This is a genomic window from Tsukamurella sp. 8F (genome assembly GCF_029167375.1).
Lineage (GTDB): Bacteria > Actinomycetota > Actinomycetes > Mycobacteriales > Mycobacteriaceae > Tsukamurella.
In genome coordinates this window covers 1-17,493 of the sequence record NZ_JARFTP010000051.1, presented here as the reverse complement: position 1 = coordinate 17,493, position 17,493 = coordinate 1, and the positions used below count along the sequence as shown (strand labels likewise).

Annotated in this window: 19 protein-coding genes; 13 read left to right on the top strand and 6 right to left on the bottom strand. The window is 68.7% G+C overall.

The features are described 5' to 3' along the window. Positions 1-72 precede the first annotated feature (72 nt). Both P0W64_RS21940 and P0W64_RS21935 read right to left on the bottom strand, forming a co-directional pair. The gene (locus tag P0W64_RS21940) at positions 73-477 is read right to left on the bottom strand and encodes a VOC family protein (RefSeq protein WP_275482318.1); all 405 of its coding nucleotides are present in this window, start codon (positions 475-477) and stop codon (positions 73-75) included. A 10-nt stretch (positions 478-487) separates the two neighbouring features. After that, positions 488-883 carry a helix-turn-helix transcriptional regulator gene (locus P0W64_RS21935; RefSeq protein WP_275482320.1) on the bottom strand — a complete coding sequence of 132 codons (396 nt, stop codon included), beginning with the start codon at positions 881-883 and terminating at the stop codon, positions 488-490. 210 nt (positions 884-1,093) lie between these two features. Between P0W64_RS21935 and P0W64_RS21930 the strand changes: the two genes are divergently transcribed. Next, positions 1,094-2,050 carry a hotdog domain-containing protein gene (locus tag P0W64_RS21930; protein ID WP_275482317.1) on the top strand — a complete coding sequence of 319 codons (957 nt, stop codon included), beginning with the start codon at positions 1,094-1,096 and terminating at the stop codon, positions 2,048-2,050. Positions 2,051-2,057: 7 nt separating this feature from the next. Here P0W64_RS21930 and P0W64_RS21925 read toward each other — a convergent pair whose 3' ends face one another. Beyond that, positions 2,058-2,888: a class I SAM-dependent methyltransferase gene (locus P0W64_RS21925; RefSeq protein ID WP_275482316.1), complete on the bottom strand. Its 831-nt coding sequence runs from the start codon at positions 2,886-2,888 to the stop codon at positions 2,058-2,060. Between the two features lie 172 nt (positions 2,889-3,060). Here P0W64_RS21925 and dnaE point away from each other — a divergent pair, with 172 nt between their 5' ends. Both dnaE and P0W64_RS21915 read left to right on the top strand, forming a co-directional pair. Further along, the gene (gene dnaE, locus P0W64_RS21920; protein ID WP_275482315.1) at positions 3,061-6,606 is read left to right on the top strand and encodes a DNA polymerase III subunit alpha; all 3,546 of its coding nucleotides are present in this window, start codon (positions 3,061-3,063) and stop codon (positions 6,604-6,606) included. A gap of 57 nt (positions 6,607-6,663) precedes the next feature. Further along, positions 6,664-7,038 carry a nitroreductase family deazaflavin-dependent oxidoreductase gene (locus P0W64_RS21915; RefSeq protein WP_275482314.1) on the top strand — a complete coding sequence of 125 codons (375 nt, stop codon included), beginning with the start codon at positions 6,664-6,666 and terminating at the stop codon, positions 7,036-7,038. A gap of 57 nt (positions 7,039-7,095) precedes the next feature. Here P0W64_RS21915 and P0W64_RS21910 read toward each other — a convergent pair whose 3' ends face one another. Continuing rightward, complete coding sequence (locus P0W64_RS21910) at positions 7,096-7,362, bottom strand: hypothetical protein (protein ID WP_275482313.1); 267 nt, start codon at positions 7,360-7,362, stop codon at positions 7,096-7,098. Positions 7,363-7,441: 79 nt separating this feature from the next. Here P0W64_RS21910 and aroC point away from each other — a divergent pair, with 79 nt between their 5' ends. Genes aroC through aroB form a run of 3 tightly spaced genes read left to right on the top strand, consistent with a single transcriptional unit; the run spans position 7,442 to position 10,455 of the window. After that, a complete protein-coding gene (gene aroC / locus P0W64_RS21905; protein WP_275482311.1) occupies positions 7,442-8,701 on the top strand; it encodes a chorismate synthase in 1,260 nt (419 codons plus the stop codon). A 6-nt stretch (positions 8,702-8,707) separates the two neighbouring features. Continuing rightward, the gene (locus P0W64_RS21900; RefSeq protein WP_275482310.1) at positions 8,708-9,301 is read left to right on the top strand and encodes a shikimate kinase; all 594 of its coding nucleotides are present in this window, start codon (positions 8,708-8,710) and stop codon (positions 9,299-9,301) included. 17 nt (positions 9,302-9,318) lie between these two features. Further along, positions 9,319-10,455 carry a 3-dehydroquinate synthase gene (aroB, locus tag P0W64_RS21895; RefSeq protein WP_275482309.1) on the top strand — a complete coding sequence of 379 codons (1,137 nt, stop codon included), beginning with the start codon at positions 9,319-9,321 and terminating at the stop codon, positions 10,453-10,455. 40 nt (positions 10,456-10,495) lie between these two features. Here the strand turns inward: aroB and P0W64_RS21890 are convergent, their stop codons facing one another. After that, positions 10,496-10,870, bottom strand: a complete 375-nt coding sequence (locus P0W64_RS21890; RefSeq protein ID WP_275482308.1) for a phage holin family protein — start codon at positions 10,868-10,870, stop codon at positions 10,496-10,498. A 47-nt stretch (positions 10,871-10,917) separates the two neighbouring features. Then, a complete protein-coding gene (locus P0W64_RS21885) occupies positions 10,918-11,598 on the bottom strand; it encodes a TetR/AcrR family transcriptional regulator (protein ID WP_275482307.1) in 681 nt (226 codons plus the stop codon). A 122-nt stretch (positions 11,599-11,720) separates the two neighbouring features. Here P0W64_RS21885 and P0W64_RS21880 point away from each other — a divergent pair, with 122 nt between their 5' ends. The 7 genes from P0W64_RS21880 to P0W64_RS21850 all read left to right on the top strand — a co-directional run. Continuing rightward, positions 11,721-12,170, top strand: coding sequence for a nitroreductase/quinone reductase family protein (locus P0W64_RS21880; RefSeq protein ID WP_275482306.1), 450 nt, complete (start codon positions 11,721-11,723; stop codon positions 12,168-12,170). A gap of 164 nt (positions 12,171-12,334) precedes the next feature. Beyond that, positions 12,335-13,366 (top strand): GDP-mannose 4,6-dehydratase, encoded by a 1,032-nt coding sequence (gene gmd / locus P0W64_RS21875; RefSeq protein ID WP_275482319.1) that lies wholly within the window; start codon positions 12,335-12,337, stop codon positions 13,364-13,366. Next, complete coding sequence (locus tag P0W64_RS21870) at positions 13,354-14,322, top strand: GDP-L-fucose synthase (protein ID WP_275482305.1); 969 nt, start codon at positions 13,354-13,356, stop codon at positions 14,320-14,322. The genes gmd and P0W64_RS21870 overlap by 13 nt, the downstream gene beginning before the upstream one ends. Further along, positions 14,316-15,536: a lipase family protein gene (locus tag P0W64_RS21865; protein ID WP_275482304.1), complete on the top strand. Its 1,221-nt coding sequence runs from the start codon at positions 14,316-14,318 to the stop codon at positions 15,534-15,536. Before P0W64_RS21870 ends, P0W64_RS21865 begins: the two co-directional genes overlap by 7 nt. After that, a complete protein-coding gene (locus P0W64_RS21860) occupies positions 15,533-16,075 on the top strand; it encodes a DapH/DapD/GlmU-related protein (protein WP_275482303.1) in 543 nt (180 codons plus the stop codon). Before P0W64_RS21865 ends, P0W64_RS21860 begins: the two co-directional genes overlap by 4 nt. Positions 16,076-16,078: 3 nt before the next feature. Further along, a complete protein-coding gene (locus P0W64_RS21855) occupies positions 16,079-17,302 on the top strand; it encodes a WcaI family glycosyltransferase (protein ID WP_275482302.1) in 1,224 nt (407 codons plus the stop codon). Next, positions 17,302-17,493, top strand: a 192-nt coding sequence (locus P0W64_RS21850; RefSeq protein ID WP_275482301.1) for a hypothetical protein, incomplete at its 3' end; no start/stop codon positions are given. The genes P0W64_RS21855 and P0W64_RS21850, both read left to right, overlap by 1 nt.

Below are 17,493 nucleotides of genomic sequence, written 5' to 3'. Positions count from 1 at the left end.
GCGGGGGGGGGGCCCCCCCCCCGGCCCGTGGAACCGCGCGGCGTGGGGCACGTCGGCGGGGTGCGGCGCGGGCTACGCCTGCTGGATGCGGACGGTGTTGCCCGCGGGGTCACGGAACGCTGCGTCGCGCACGCCCCACGGTTGGCTCGCAGGCTCCTGAAGGATTTCGACACCCGGCGCGGCGGTGATCTTCTCGAAGACGGCGTCCAGGTCCTCGGCGCGGAAGTTCACGGCGCCGAGCTCGCCCTTGGCCAGGAGCGCGGCGACGGCGTCCCCGTCGGCCTGCGAGCGGCCCGCGTGCGGCTGAGTCAGGACGAGTTGGATCTCGGGCTGGCTGTCGGGCGACAGGGTGATCCAGCGGAAATCGCCCTGTTTCACCTCGTTCCGGACGGCGAAGCCGAGCGTATCGCGGTAGAAGGTCACAGCAGCGTCGGGGTCGTCTACGACGACGTACACGGTAGCAATCGAAATGGTCATGGCGGCAACGCTAGTCCGCTCGAGCGTCCGGTTCTTCTTCGAAACTGCTCGATCCGCGGGCGGGCTTGCGGGGCCGTGTCAGAGTCATGATCTGACACACGGGGACCGCCTCGAGGAAGCTGTGATCGCGCGCGCGGTATGCGCTCGGTGACTCGCCCATCGTCTGCGTGAACCGGGTGGAGAACGAGCCCAGGCTGGTACAGCCGACGGCGAAGCACGCTTCGGTGACGCTGACGTCCCCACGCCGCAGGAGGGCCGCCGAGCGCTCGATGCGCCGCGTCATGAGGTACGAGTACGGCGTCTCGCCGTAGGCGTCGCGGAACCGCCGGCTGAAGTGAGCCGTCGACATGAGAGCCGTATGGGCGAGGGCCGGCACGTCGAGGGGCTGCGCGAACTCGCGGTCCATGCGATCTCGGGCGCGGCGTAGCCGACGGAGTTCGTCGACATCTGGTCCGGACACGCGACCATTCTGCCCAAGGGGGACGACGTTACGTGCATTCCACCCGCCGCGTTTCGGCGGTGTGTCCGGCGCCTGACCGTCTCGCCCCGCGTCCCCGTCAGCTCTTTTCGCAGGTCACGATGGGGCATCAACGGAGATCGAGAGGATCGACTGACGATGGACGACCGGCGGATCACGCTTCGGTTCATGGCCGCGCCGACGGACGTCGCGAGTCTCGGCGGCGGCGTGCGGGGAGGGCGGATCCTGGAGTGGATCGACAAGGCGGCCTACGCGTGCGCCGCGGCATGGTCGGGTGGCTACAGCGTCACGGCCTACGTGGGGAATATCAGTTTCGGCCGCGACATCGAGTCGGGTGATCTCGTCGAGGTGACCGCGACACTCGTCTATACCGGGCGGACCTCGATGCACATCGAGTGCGAGGTCGCGTCCGCGGATCCCCGGCTCGGGCGGTTCACCGGGGCAGGATCGTGCCTTCTGGTGTTCGTCGCGGTGGGCGACGACGGACGCCCGACGCGCGTCCGGCAGTGGCAGCCCGTACGTCCGGACGACGTCGAACGGGCGGAGGACGCCGCGCGCCGGGTAGTCGTGCGCCGTCGCATCTCCGAGTGCATGGCCACCGTCTCCTACACGGAGGCCACCGAGGCGGAGCGCATGGTCACCCGCTTCCTCGCCGCACCCACGGATGTGAACTGGGGCGGCAAGGCGCACGGCGGCAGGGTGATGAGCTGGATGGACGACGCCGCCTATCTCACCGGTGTGCGCTGGTCGGGCGGGGAGGTCGCGTCGGTGTACGTCGGCGGAGTGCGGTTCTACCGGCCGATCCATATCGGCCATGTCGTGCAGGTCGAGGCGCGGCTCATCCACACCGGGCGGCAGACGATGCACGTGTCGGTACACCTGCGCAGCGGGTGGCCGCAGGAGCCGGATCCGCCGGTCGCCGCGCACTGTCTCACCGTGCTGGCCGCGCTCGACAGTGCAGGGGATGCGGTTGCCGTGCGGCAGTGGCGCCCACTGCTCGACGAGGACATCACCCTCGACGTACATGCGCGCGACCTGGTCGCGATCCGCGGGGAACGGACGTTCCGGTGGTCGGCCGCCGAACCCCACGCATGACGGGATATCAGCGAATCTGGTTCTTTCCGAAGGTGATTCGAGTGAAGGAAGGACGTTTGTCGCGGATCGCCGGAATCCGGGAGAGGGCGCCGATGACTATGGGCGCCCACCGCCATGCGCCCCGTCCGAGCGGCATCGACACATCCTCGACCTTCTCCACCCCGGGGATCTCGAGTAGCCGCTGGGCGCCGCCCACCGTCTGCCAGTACGGCATAGGGGGTGCGGTGTAGCCGCCACGCAGGCGCATCCTCCCGGACTTGGTGCGCGCGCTGAGCCACGGCGGGATCGAATCGTAGAACAGCTCGCCACCGGGGAATCGCTGCGCCATGTCGCCGATGAGGGCGGTCACCTCGTCGGGTTCGAAGTACATGAACAGCCCCTCGGCCGTGATCACGACTCCATCCTCCGGGTCCACACCGTCCATCCACGCGCGGTCGAGCGCGGACATCGCGATGTGCTCGACGGCCGACTCGTCGGGAAGCAGCCGGCGGCGCAGTTCGATCACCGGCTCGAGGTCGACGCTCAACCATCTGCGGATCGGCCTGCGGATGCGCCAGTACGACGTCTGCAACCCCTCGCCGAGCGCCACGACGGTGGCGTCGGGACGGCGGTCGAGGTAGCGCTCGATGAATGCGTCGGCTGCTCGGGCGCGCAGCGCGTGTGACTGGCTCGGGCCTCCGAATGCGGCGTAGTCGAAGCGGATCGCCGCGTACAGGTCCTCCGCGAGAGGGTCGGAGAACGACGAGTCCTCGCGGGCGGCCTCCTCGGCGCGGTTGCGGAGCGTCCACAGTGTTGTGGTCGATACTCCCGTGAGCGTCGTTCCGTCGACCTGTTCCATCGAGTAAGGGTAACCTTATAACGGGCGTTCGTCCACGCTCCATTCGAGGCGGGGGCGGCGCGCACGACGTTGTCGTCCGCCGGGTGAGCGCGCCTATCAGAAGGTGTCGGGGGCGCCGCTTACACTCGTGGCCCAGGGATAGTTTCGACGGCGACAGCGATGAGGTTCAGACGTGGCGGGCTCCTTCGTGCATCTGCACAATCACACCGAGTACTCGATGCTCGACGGTGCGGCGAAGGTGGATCCGTTGTTCGCGGAGGCCAAGCGGTTGGGTATGACCGCGGTGGGGATGTCGGACCACGGGAACATGTTCGGCGCGTCGGACTTCTACAACACGGCGCAGAAGTACGACATCAAGCCGATCATCGGGATCGAGGCGTACATCGCCCCGGAGTCGCGGTTCAACACGAAACGCGTCAAGTGGGGCGATCCGTCGCAGAAGTCCGATGACGTGTCGGGTTCGGGCGCCTACACGCATATGACGATGATCGCGGAGAACGCGACGGGTCTGAGGAACCTGTTCACCCTGTCGTCGCTGGCGTCGATCGAGGGTCAGCTGGGCAAGTGGTCGCGTATGGACGCGGAGATCATCGCCGAACACGCGGAGGGGATCATCGCGACGACCGGCTGCCCTTCTGGTGAGGTGCAGACGCGGTTACGGCTCGGGCAGGAGCAGGAGGCGCTCGCGGCCGCGGCGAAGTGGCAGGACATCTTCGGCAAGGACAACTTCTATCTGGAGTTGATGGACCACGGCATCGATATCGAGCGACGCGTGCGGGAGGGGCTGCTCGAGGTGGGGCGCCGGCTGGGGATCAAGCCGCTGGCGACCAACGACTGCCACTACGTGACCAAGGACAAGGCGGATTCGCACGGGGCGCTGCTGTGCATCCAGACCGGTAAGACGCTGTCCGATCCCACGCGGTTCCAGTTCGACGGTGACGGCTACTACCTCAAGTCCGCGCAGGAGATGCGGGATCTCTGGGAGTCGCAGGTCCCCGGCGCGTGTGACGCGACCGTGGAGATCGGCGAGCGGGTGCAGTCCTACGCGGAGGTATGGGAGCACAAGGATCGCATGCCGATCTTCCCGGTGCCGGCCGAGCACTCACAGGAGTCGTTCCTCGAGCAGGAGGTGCACGCAGGGCTGGAGCGGAGGTTCCCGGACGGGGTACCTGCCGAGTACTCCGAGCGCGCGACCTACGAGTTGTCGGTGATCAACCAGATGGGTTTCCCGGCCTACTTCCTGGTGGTCGGCGATCTGATCGCGCATGCGCACGAGGTGGGGATCCGGGTGGGGCCGGGGCGTGGGTCGGCGGCGGGATCCCTGGTGGCGTACGCGCTGGGTATCACCAACATCGATCCGATCCCGCACGGTCTGCTGTTCGAGCGGTTCCTCAACCCCGAGCGCGTGTCGATGCCCGATATCGATATCGACTTCGACGACCGGCGGCGCGGGGAGATGATCACCTACGCCTCGGAGAAGTGGGGGCACGACAAGGTCGCGCAGGTGATCACGTTCGGCACGATCAAGACGAAGGCCGCTATCAAGGACTCGGCACGAGTGCTGTACGGGCAGCCGGGGTACTCGATAGCGGACCGCATCACCAAGGCGCTGCCGCCGCCGATCATGGCCAAGGACATCTCGGTCAAGGGCATCACCGATCCGAGCCACGAGCGGTACAAAGAGGCCGTCGAAGTCCGGCAGCTGATCGAGACCGACCCGGATGTGAAGAAGATCTACGAGATGGCGCTCGGGCTCGAGGGCCTGATCCGCAACGCGGGCGTGCACGCGTGCGCGGTGATCATGTCGTGCGATCCGCTGACCGATGCGATCCCGGTGTGGAAGCGTGCGCAGGACGGCGCGATCATCACGGGCTGGGACTACCCGTCTTGTGAGGCCATCGGCCTGTTGAAGATGGACTTCCTCGGCCTGCGGAACCTCACCGTCATCGGCGATGCCATCGAGAACATCAAACACAACCGCGGCCACGACCTGGACATGGACGCCGTGCCGCTCGACGACACGACGACCTACGAGCTGCTGCAGCGCGGCAACACGCTCGGCGTCTTCCAGCTGGACGGCGGTCCCATGCGGGATCTCCTTCGCCGCATGCAACCCACAGCGTTCGAGGACATCGTGGCCGTCGGCGCGCTCTATCGGCCCGGTCCGATGGGCATGAACGCGCACAACGACTACGCGGACCGCAAGAACGGCCGCCAGAACGTCAAGCCGATCCACGCGCAGCTCGAGGAGCCGCTCAAGGAGATCCTGGCCGACACCTACGGGTTGATCGTGTACCAGGAGCAGATCATGCAGATCGCGCAGAAGGTCGCCGGCTACAGCCTCGGCCGAGCCGATATCCTGCGCCGCGCGATGGGCAAGAAGAAGGCCGAGGTGCTGGCCAAGGAGTTCGAGGGCTTCGAAGCGGGCATGCTGGCCAACGGCTTCGACAAGGCCGCGATCGACGCACTGTGGGAGACGATCCTCCCGTTCGCCGGGTACGCGTTCAACAAGTCGCACGCTGCGGCGTACGGCCTGGTGTCGTATTGGACGGCGTATCTCAAGGCGAACTACCCGGCCGAGTACATGGCCGCGTTGCTCACCTCCGTCGGCGATAACAAGGACAAGGCCGCCGTGTACCTCGCGGACTGTCGCCGTCTCGGCATCACGGTTCTCCCGCCCGACGTCAACGAGTCGTTCCACAACTTCACCGCGGTCGGCGAGGACATCCGTTTCGGCATGGGCTCCGTGCGCAATGTCGGCGGCAACGTCGTCGCGTCGATCGTCAAGACCCGAGCGGAGAAGGGCGACTTCACCTCGTTCTCCGACTACCTGAACAAGATCGAGGTGGCGGCCTGCTCGAAGAAGGTCACGGAATCGCTCGTGAAGTCCGGTGCCTTCGACTCGATGAGCCATCCCCGCAAAGGCCTGTTCCTGGTGCACGGGGACGCCATCGAGGCCGTGCTCTCCACCAAGAAGGCCGAGGCGGTCGGCCAGTTCGACCTGTTCGGCTCCATGGGGGACGAGGGCGGAGCCGACGAGACGATGGACGACGTCTTCGCCGTCAAGGTCCCCGACGAGGAGTGGGACGGCAAGCACAAACTCGCGCTCGAACGCGAGATGCTGGGCCTCTACGTCTCTGCACATCCGCTCGATGGGATCGAGCACGTCATCTCGGCGCAGACCGATACCCCGATCCCGGCCATCCTCGACGGCGACATCAAGGACGGGACCCAGGTCACCGTCGGAGGCATCCTCGCATCGGTGAACCGGCGTGTGAACAAGAACGGCGCGCCGTTCGCATCCGCGCAGATCGAGGACCTCTCGGGTGGCATCGAGGTCTTCTTCTTCCCGCAGGCGTACGCCGCGTTCGGGGCGGAGGTGGTCGAGGACGCGGTCGTGCTCATCAAGGCGCGCGTCAACTTCCGCGACGACAAGGTGACGCTCATCGCCAACGACATCGCGCCGATCGATCTGTCGCTGGTCGGTGTCGCCAAGCCCCTGGCGCTGACGATGCCGACACGGATCTGTACTCAGGACAAGGTGAGCCAACTCAAGCAGGTGCTGACCAGGCATCCGGGCGTGTCCGACGTGCACGTCAGGCTGGTCAGCGGGGACAAGTCGACGACCCTCAAGCTCGACGACACGCTACGAGTCAACCCGAGTTCGTCCTTGATGGGTGATTTGAAGGCGCTCCTGGGACCGAACTGCCTCGCATAGGGGATTCAACTGCCCTTTTCGCCGCGCGAAGTGAAAGGGCGGGGTTACCGTCCGGTAATGGGTATGCAGCGCCAGCTCGCCGTGCTCAACCGCCGGTACACGAACCGGCTGCTCGGGCCGATGTCGTACCGAATGCCGCCGCTCGCCGTCGTCGATCACGTCGGGCGCAAGACCGGCCGGCCGTATTCGACGCCGGTGATAGCGATCGTGTCCGACGGCCGCGCGTTCGTGCTGTTGAACTACGGCCCCGAGACCCAGTGGGCGAAGAACGTGCTGAGTGTGGGCGAGTACACCCTGCATCGTGGTGGCCGCGCACTCCGTGTGACGGGCGCGCACCAGGTCGCGAGCGATTCGCCAGAGGTTCCGGCGCTGATCCGCGTCGCGGGAGCGTGGCCTGTGCGGCCGGTGATCGTGGGGTACGTCGTGACATGACGAGGTGCGGCCGGGCCATAGTTCGGCGGCGCTTCTGGGGCCGGCCGGGGCGCGCGGTCAGCGGCGCGCGGATGCGGAGCGGAGGGTGCACCACGCGGCGGCGGTCACGCCCGCGGCGCTCAGGATCGCGGGCGCGGGAGCGACCGCGCCGGCGAGTGCCGTCAGGGTGAGCACCACAACGAATGCGACAAGACCCGCCGCCAGCGCCTCCACTTTGTACAGCGGCCACGCCACACCGAACACGTCGACCGTGCTGTGCGTGGCACGGTTGCCCGAGCCCGGGGTTCGGGCCGGGCGTGACGAGTTGGTGGGGAGGGCCGTCATGCCGACTACTGTACCGTAGGAATCAAGAGTTCGGCTAGCCGAACTCTTGCACGTTCGCGCCGCGTGGGATGATTCTCGGGTGTTGCGCTGGACTACCGCAGGAGAATCCCACGGCCCGGCCCTCGTCGCGATCGTCGAGGGCATGGTTGCCGGGGTCGAGCTGACGACCTCCGACATCGCCGAACAGTTGGCCCGGCGACGCCTCGGCTACGGTCGGGGCGCCCGGATGAAGTTCGAGGCGGACGCGGTGCGCGTGCTGGGCGGAGTCCGGCACGGGGTCACCCAGGTCGGCCCCGTCGCCATCGAGATCGGAAACACCGAGTGGCCGAAGTGGGAGCAGGTCATGGCGTCGGATCCGGTGGATGAGGCCACGCTGGCCGGCGTTGCTCGCAACGCCCCGCTGACGCGGCCCCGGCCCGGCCACGCAGATTTCTCCGGGATGCTCAAGTTCGGTTTCGATGACGCCCGCCCCGTACTCGAACGCGCCAGCGCACGCGAGACCGCGGCGCGTGTCGCGGCGGCCACCGTCGCCCGCAACTTCCTGCGACAGGCCCTCGGCGTCGAGGTGCTCAGCCACATCGTGTCCATCGGTGCGTCCGAGCCCTACGTCGGCCCGACGCCGACGATCGACGATATCGCCGCGATCGACGAGTCTCCCGTCCGCGCATACGACAAGGCGGCGGAGACGGCGATGATCGAGGAGATCGAAGCGGCGAAGCGTGATGGTGACACGCTCGGCGGCGTGGTCGAGGTCGTGGCCACCGGTCTTCCCGTCGGCATGGGCTCCTTCACCGCCGGCGACGCCCGTCTCGACGCGCGCCTGGCGTCCGCGCTTATGGGCATCCAAGCTATGAAGGGCGTCGAGATCGGCGATGGCTTCACGACCGCGCGCCGACGCGGCAGCGAGGCGCATGACGAGATCCTGCCCGGCCCCGACGGTGTGCTCCGCTCGACCAACCGCGCCGGCGGCCTCGAGGGCGGCATGACGAACGGCGAGGCGCTGCGTGTGCGCGTCGCCATGAAGCCGATATCGACGGTGCCGCGAGCGCTGCGCACCGTCGATATGCAGACGGGGCTCGAGGCGGTCGCGATCCACCAGCGCAGCGATGTGTGCGCCGTGCCGGCCGCGGGCGTCGTCGCCGAGGCGATGGTGGCACTCGTCCTGGCCCAGGCGGCGCTCGAGAAGTTCGGCGGTGACTCGCTCGTCGAGACCCGCGCGAACGCCGAGCGATACCGCGCCGATGTCGAGGCCAGGCTCGCGCACCACGCCGTCGAGGAGCCGCGCGCGGTGCCCGAGCCCGAGGTGGGCCCCGAGGCGTATCCGTCGGAGGCGGGGTAGGGCTCGATGGTGGACCGACCTACTGCGATCCTGATCGGGCCGCCGGGGGCGGGCAAGACGACGATCGGCCGGCGCCTGGCCAAGGTGCTGCGCGTGCCGTTCGTCGACGTCGACGCGGAGATCGTGCGGCGCGAGGGGCGCGAGATCGCGGAGATATTCGCGCGTGACGGTGAGCGCCGGTTCCGCGAGATCGAGGAGCAGGTGGTCGCCGACGTGGTCGCCAGCGAGAGTGGCATCGTATCGCTCGGCGGGGGCGCGATTCTGTCCGAGCGGACCCGCACCCTACTCAGCGAGTATCAGGTCGTGTATCTCGAGCTGACGGTCGACGAGGGGATCAAGCGCACCGTCGGGTCCGGGCGCCCGCTTCTCGCCGGCGACGACCCCGCCGAGAAGTACCGCGTGCTCATGGCGACCCGTGCGCCGATCTACCGCGACCTCGCGACCATCCGGGTGTCGACGGTGGGCCGGGCGCCTACATCGGTGGTGCGGCAGGTGCAGCGCCGCCTCAAGGACACGTCGCCGGCGCGTGTGCGGCACCGTCCGTGGGCGAAGCTGCCGTCCGTGCTCCGGAACCCGAACAAGAACCGACCGTCCGAATAGATGAGGAAGTGATGCACGTGAGCGAGCCCGTGCGGGTCCGCGTCGACGCGGCCAGCCCCTACGACGTGATCATCGGGCGCGGCCTACTGGACGAGACGGTCGAGGCCGCCGATGGTGCGACCGCACCATCGGGCGGAACGCGTGCCTCCAAGGCCGCGATCTTCTACCAGCCACCACTGCAGGAGACCGCCGAGGTTCTACGAAAGCGGCTGGAGGACAAGGGGATCGACGCGCACCGTATCGAGCTCCCGGACGCGGAGGCCGGCAAGGATCTTCAGGTCGCCGGTTTCTGCTGGGAGGTGCTCGGTCGCATCGGACTGTCCCGACAGGACGTGATCTACAGCCTGGGCGGAGGGGCGGCGACCGACCTCACCGGGTTCGTCGCGGCGACCTGGATGCGGGGAGTGCCGGTCGTACACGTGCCGACCACGCTGCTCGCGATGGTCGACGCGGCAGTCGGCGGTAAGACCGGGATCAACACCGACGCGGGCAAGAACCTCGTCGGCGCGTTCTTCGAGCCGCGCACCGTTATCGTCGACCTCGCGACCCTGGAAACGGTGCCGCGTAACGAGATCGTCGCCGGCATGGCTGAGATCATCAAGACCGGCTTCATCGCTGATCCGGTGATCCTGGACCTGATCGAGAGGGATCCGGAGGCCGCGCTGGACCCGACCGGCGACGTACTGCCCGAGCTCGTGCGGCGCTCGGTCGAGGTCAAGGCGAAGGTGGTGTCCGCGGATCTCAAGGAGTCCTCGCTGCGCGAGATCCTCAACTACGGCCACACGCTCGGACATGCGGTCGAGCGACGCGAGCGCTATCGGTGGCGGCATGGTGCCGCCGTATCCGTGGGGCTCGTCTACGCCGCCGAACTCGGTCGTCTGGCGGGGCGGCTCGATGACGAGACGGCAGACCGGCACCGTCGGGTGCTGGAGGCGGTGGGCCTGCCCACGACCTACGACGCCGACGCGTTCACCCAGTTGCTCGAGGGCATGAGCAAAGACAAGAAGAACCGCGCGGGCGTGCTGCGCTTCGTCGTGCTCGACGGCCTCGCGCGTCCTGGGCGACTCGAGGGCCCTGACCCGTCGTTGCTCGTCGCGGCGTACTCCGCCGTCGCCAAGGAGGGCAAGGGGCCCGACGGGGCTGTGCTGCTGTAGTCCCGCCGCTCCCGGTGGAGGCGCTCCTACTCGGGAGCTGCTAGTCGGAGCTGCGCACGAACGTCGACAGCAGCCAGCTGACGACGCTGATCACGAGCGAGCCCCACACCGCCGGCCAGAAGCCGTCGACGTGCCACGGCTGCCCCAGTTTCTGGGCGGCCCAGGACGCCAGCAGCAACATCACCGCATTGATGACGATCAGGAACAGCCCGAGGGTCAGCAGGATGAAGACCACGGAGAACAGCGACAGGATCGGCTTCACCACGGCGTTGAGGACACCGAAGATCACCGCGACGACGAGCAGCGTCAACACCCTGTTCTGAGTCGTCCCCGCGGTGAGGTGGATGCCGGGCACCAGCCAGGTCGCGGCCGCGAGGGCCACGGCGTTGACGACCAGGCGAAGCAGGAGTCCCATGCGCCCATGGTGCCACCATCGGGCGCGCTGTCACCGCCAGTCCATGGTCAGAGCAGGCCCATGAGGTCGCCGGTCGTCTCGACGGCGTACGCGAAGAACTCGTCGGCGGGGTCGACGCTGTTCGCGAACTGGCCGAACAACTCGAAGCTCACCATGCCGTACAGCTGGGTCCAAGCAACGAGGCCGCGGGCGAGCGCGCGTGGATCCGCGGCCGGAGCGATCGCCTCTGCGATCGTGTGCACCTGTGCCGCAAGGGTTTCGGATAGATCGCCCGATCCGGGCGGCGCCTCTGCCGCGATCCCGGCGAGTACTGCGTAGGCGCGGCTCGCCGCCGCGATCGTCTCCTGTGGCGCGGCGTACCCCGGCACGGGGGAGCCGTGGATCAGCGCGTACTCGTGAGGGTGTGCGCGCGCCCATCCCCGGAGCGCGTGCGCCGCCGCGCGCCAGCGCTCGCGCAGCGTGCCACCGCGAGCGAGCGCGTCGCCGTCCGCCCGCTCGAGCGCCTCACCGACGGCGTCGTATGCGTCGGTGATCAGTGTCGTCAGCAGTTCGTCGCGGCTCGAGAAGTAGCGATAGACCGCCGACGACGCCATGCCCAGCTCGCGGGCGACCGCGCGCAGCGACAGCTGTGCGGCTCCCACCTCCGCCAGCTGTCGCCGTGCCGCCGCCGTGATCTCCGAGGTGAGCTCGGCGCGGGCCCGTTCTCGTGCGGTCCTGGGTGCATTCACCCGGTCGATTGTAGTCACCGATCCGAAATGAGAGCACTGCTCTTGACAGATCGGTCCAACAACGCGACTATTGATTCGAAACAAGAGCAGTGCTCTTACTCATCATCGGATCGGAGTCCATAATGAACAACAGTCGCGTCGCGATCGATCGCAGCACCGCCACGATGAACTCCATCGTGGGCCGACTCGCGCGCCACGGCGTCTCGCTCCTGGGAAGCCGTCAGCTCGCCGTCCGGGGTCGAGCCTCCGGCGAATGGCGCACCACGCCCGTCAACCCCCTGACACTCGATGGCGACCGTTATCTCGTGGCGCCGCGAGGTGAGACGCAGTGGGTGAAGAACATGCGCGTCGCCGGCGGGGGAGAGCTCCGACTGGGGCGGAGCACCGAGGCGTTCCGCGCTTCGGAACTCGATGACACGGACAAGGTGCCCGTGCTTCGTGAATACATGCGCAAGTGGCGCTGGGAGGTCGGAGCGTTCTTTCCTGGACTGGGGGTGAACAGCGAAGACGCGACGATCGCGGCGGCGGCCGCGTCCTATCCGGTGTTCCGGATCGTACCGGCACAGACCTGACCGCACTCCTGAGACAGGGGTCCGTCAGGCCTCGAAACCGGGCGGGTGCGCAGGGGGCGCGAGCACGGGTGAGCATTTCCTCCGAAATCTGCTACCGTGAATTTGCTTTACGAACCCTTTGCCCTGACCCTTGCGAGCGATCGCCCTTGACCACCAGGACCCTTATGGCCGAGAAACGCGCCCTTATCACCGGAATCACCGGGCAGGACGGTTCCTATCTCGCCGAGCTGTTGCTCGCGAAGGGGTACGAGGTCCACGGGGTGGTCCGGCGCGCGTCCACCTTCAATACGGCGCGCATCGACCACCTATACCGGGATCCGCACAGCGAAGACGCGCGCCTGTTCCTGCACTACGGGGACCTGTCCGACGGTGCACGGCTGGTCACGCTCCTGCGGACCATCGAGCCGGATGAGGTCTACAACCTCGCGGCGCAATCGCACGTGCGGGTCAGCTTCGATGAGCCCGAGCACACGGCCGATACGACGGGCACCGGCACGGCGCGGCTGCTCGAGGCGGTCCGCGAAGCGGGCGTACAGTGCCGCTTCTATCAGGCGTCCACCTCTGAGATGTTCGGCGCCACACCGCCTCCGCAGGGCGAGAACACGCCGTTCTATCCGCGATCACCCTATGGGGCGGCCAAGGTCTACTCGTATTGGATCGTGCGCAACTACCGCGAGGCGTACGGCCTGCACGCCGTGAACGGGATTCTGTTCAACCACGAGTCGCCAAGGCGTGGTGAGACTTTCGTGACCCGGAAGATCACCCGCGCGGTAGCGCGCATCAAGGCGGGCCGCGAGCAGCATCTGTACATGGGCAACCTGGACGCGGTCCGCGACTGGGGCTACGCGCCGGAGTACGTCGAAGGCATGTGGCGGATGCTGCAGGTCGACGAGCCCCGGGACTACGTCCTGGCGACGGGGGTGCCGTGCACGGTCCGCGAGTTTCTGACCGTCGCGTTCGAGCACGCGGGTCTCGACTGGCGGGAACACGTCCGCTTCGACGAGCGCTACCTGCGGCCGACCGAGGTCGACGCCCTGATCGGTGATCCTTCACGTGCGCTCGCCGACCTCGGGTGGAAGGCGGGCGTGCACGCGAAGGAGCTGGCCCGGATCATGGTCGACGCGGACGTGGCCGCGCTCGAGCATGAGGGCCGGGCCTGGGTGGACCGCCCCGCGATTCCGGGATGGGTGGCATGACGGCCGTGGCGCCGCTGTCGCGCGACGCCCACGTGTATGTCGCCGGCCACCGCGGCCTCGTCGGTTCGGCGGTGACGCGTCGTCTGCGCTCCGCGGGGTTCGCGCACGTGACGGGGCGCACCTCGGCCGAGGTGGACCTGCGTGACCGTGACGCCGTCTTCGAGCTGATGCGCGCCGAGCAGCCCGACGCGGTGGTGCTCGCGGCGGCACGCGTGGGCGGGATCGGCGCGAATTCCGCGTCGCCCGTGGACTTCCTGTCGGACAACCTGCGGATCCAGACCAACATCATGGACGCGGCGCTGGCGCAGCGCACGCCCAGGCTGCTCTTCCTGGGCTCGTCGTGCATCTACCCGCGGCTGGCTTCGCAGCCGATCCGCGAGGACGCGTTGCTCACAGGCCCTCTCGAGCAGACCAACGACGCGTACGCGATCGCCAAGATCGCGGGCATCATCGGCGTCCAGGCGGTGCGGCGTCAGTACGGGCTCCCGTGGATCTCGGCGATGCCGACGAACCTGTACGGGCCCGGCGACAACTTCTCACCAGAGGGATCGCACCTGCTGCCCGCCCTGATCCGGCGATACTTCGAGGCTGCGGAGGTCGGCGACGACGAGGTGATCAACTGGGGCAGCGGTCAGCCACGCCGCGAGTTGTTGCACGTCGACGACATGGCCGACGCGTGCGTGCACCTATTGGACACATACGACGGGTCTGCGCAGGTCAACATCGGCACCGGCGTCGATCACACGATCGCCGAGATCGCTGAGATGGTCGCGGAAGCAACGGGTTTCACCGGAAGAACCGCATGGGACCACCAGCGCCCGGACGGCACGCCGCGCAAGGTGCTCGACGTGACAACGATGAACGAACTGGGCTGGAGCGCAACGATCGCCCTTCCCGATGGGATCGCGGCTACCACGGAGTGGTACCGAGCCAACCGTGCCACTGTCCGATGCTGAGTCCGCGCCGCGGTCGGGCCGTTGTCGCCCTGTTCGGACTGCTGATGCTCGCCGCCTCCTGCACTCGCGCGGTTCCGACCGGCGCCGCCCCGGCGCCGCCCCTGCCGCGCGCGCTGCCGGCGGTGACGGCGGGGGTGGACACGGCACGCGGGCACATCGTCGAACGCAGTGGGTACCCCGGTCTCGCCGCCTCCGTCGCGTCCGCGGCGTCCGCCGTCGCACGCGCCCGCTACGTGTCGGCATCGGGCATCGACGGGAGCCGGACCGAGGTCACCGGCTCGTTCTTCGTACCGCGCGGCCCGGCTCCGGTCGGCGGCTGGCCCGTGGTGTCCTTCGCCCACGGCACGACTGGCGCGACGCAGGACTGCGGGCCGTCGTCGGACTCCCAGCTCCGCGGCTTCGCGGGTTATGTCGCCGCGATCTTGAAGGCGGGTTACGCGGCCGCGGTGACCGACTACCAGGGCCTCGACGGACGCACCCGCAGCGGGAGTGGGCAGCATCCGTACCTCGAGCCGCGGACCGCGGCATTGAACGTCATCGATGCCGTCCGCGCGCTGCGCGAGCTGTCGCCCGCGGTGTCGAACCGTTGGGTGGCCGTTGGTATCTCGCAGGGAGGTCAGGCCGCGTGGTCGGCCGACGAGCTTGCAGGGCGCTTCGGTGGGGGCCTGCAGTTGCTCGGTGCCGCGGCCCTGGCGCCGGCGGCCGACATCAGCGAGATCGCGGACCGCGCATGGGAGGGCACTCTCACAACGGGGCAGGTAGCTCTCATGCCGATGGTGGTGACCGGATTGAGCCGCGCATACGGCCTGGACACCACGCCCTACCTGCACGGCTTCGCGGCATCGCCGCTCCTGCTGGGTTGCGGCACGGCGACGCAGGCGGCGATGGCGGCCGTGCGCGCCGCCGACCTGCGGCCCGATTCCCAGGGCGCCGCGATCGAGCTCCGCGACCTGCTGCGCGCGGATTCGCTGCCGCAGGGGCGCCTCACCGCCCCGCTGCTCGTCGTCAACGGGGACGAGGACGACATCGTGCTGCCGCGGTGGACCGACGTGGCGGTCGGGCGCGCCTGCGCGGCGGGCGGGGTGGTCAGCCACCGCGTGCTGTCCGGAGTCGGCCACAACGACACGGTTCCCGACGGGGATGTCGCGCGTTGGATCGCCGACCGGTTCGCCGGTTCGCCGGCACCCTCCACGTGCGGAAAGGGGCACGGATGAACGACTTCCGGTTGAGCAGGTTCACCGGCGCCGGATACGACAAGGGGCGCCCGGCGGTTGTGCAGGCCATGTGGCTGGCTGTCAACTGGACCGTCCTGATGCGCTGGTGGTTCCCCGCGCGGCTGCGGCCGCCGGTCCTGCGTGCGTTCGGTGCGCAGATCGGGCCCAACGTCCTGATCCGCCACGACGTCAAAATCCACTGGCCCTGGAAGCTCACCGTCGGCGCCGACAGCTGGATCGGCGAGGGCACGTGGATCATCGACCTCGAGCCGGTGACCATCGGGTCGGACGCCTGTGTGTCCCAAGGGGTTCTGCTGTGCACTGGATCCCACGACCGGCACAGCCCGGGTTTCGAGTACGACAACGCGCCGGTCACCATCGGTGACCGGGTCTGGCTGGCCGCACGCAGCGCCGTCCTACGCGGGGTCACGGTCGGGGACGGTGCGACCGTTGGCGCGACGGCGCTCGTGGTACGCGATGTCCCGCCCGGTGCGGTGGTGCGTGCGCCGATCGCGCACGAGACGAGCGGCGGAGCCTGACCGATGAGGATCACGATCGTCGGCATCAACTACGCGCCCGAGCCGACGGGTATCGCGCCGTATACCGCCGGCACCGCGAGGGGGCTGGCCGCGCGCGGGCACGCCGTCACCGTCGTCACCGGCGTTCCCCACTACCCGGACTGGCGCGTCTCGGAGGAATATCGCGGCGTCCGGCGGCGCACCGAGTCCGACGGTGCGGTGCGGTTGCAGCGGGTCGGCCTGTACGTGCCCGACGGAGTGACGACGGCTCGTCGGGTGCGCATGGAGGCGGGCTTCGCCGCCCGCGCGACGGTCTGTGGATGGGGGCGGCCCGAGGTCGTGTTGGTCATCAGCCCGGCGCTGCTGTCCGCCGCCGCGGTCGTGGAGCGGGCGCGCTGCATGCGCGTACCGGTCGGCGTCGTGGTGCAGGACCTGTACGGGCCGGGAGTCGTGGAGACGGGTGTGGCGACCGGCCGAGCGGCGCAGGCTGTCGCAACCATCGAGCGCCGCGTACTGTCACGGGCCGATGCGGTCTCGGTGATCCACGACCGGTTCCGCGATCAGGTGGCCGCGCTCGGTGCTCGACGCGTGCGCACCATCCGCAACTGGACCCATGTCGCGGCCTCCGCTGAGCCGACGGCCGCCGAGCGGTCGGCGATGCGGCGCCGGCACGGCTGGTCCGACGGCGAGACCGTGGTGCTGCACGCCGGGAACATGGGGCTGAAGCAGGGGCTGGAGAGCGTGGTGGACGCTGCGCGCCTGGTAGGCAGCGATGATCGCATCCGCTTCGTACTCCTCGGTGACGGCAACCGCCGTCGGGTACTAGAAGAGGCCGGGCGGGATGTCGGGGCGCTGCAGTTCCTGCGACCGGTCGACGACGACGAGTTCCCCGTCATCCTCGCGGCCGCGGACGTGCTCCTCATCAACGAGCGCCCGGAGGTCGGCGATATGGCGCTCCCGAGCAAGCTGACGTCGTACGCGGCCGCGGGCAGGCCGGTGCTCGCGGCGACGCGCGTCGACAGCGTCACTGCTCACGAGATCCGGTCGGCCGGGCTGGGCTCCGTCATCGCGCCGGGCGACCCGGCGCTGCTCGCCCGCTCCGCTGCCGAGCTGGCTGCGGACCCCGCGCGGGTGGATGCGTTCGGGGCAGCGGGACGGCGATACGCGCGCGAGGTCCTCGCCGAGGCGGTCGCGATCGACCACTACGAGGACTGGTGCGTCGAGCTGACTGCCGGCAGGAGGCGGTGATGAGCCGGGATCGTGGGCACTCGCCGCGGGGGCAGGGCGCCGGGACGACGCTGCGCGTCGGTCCGCTCGACGTGCTCACTGCGGGGAGCCACTGTCAGTTCGTCGCCGGCCCGGTCGCGGCCTCACCCGACGATGTGGACCGCACACTGGCGGCGGTAGCCGGGGCCGGGACGCGGTGGCGGGGGGGGGGG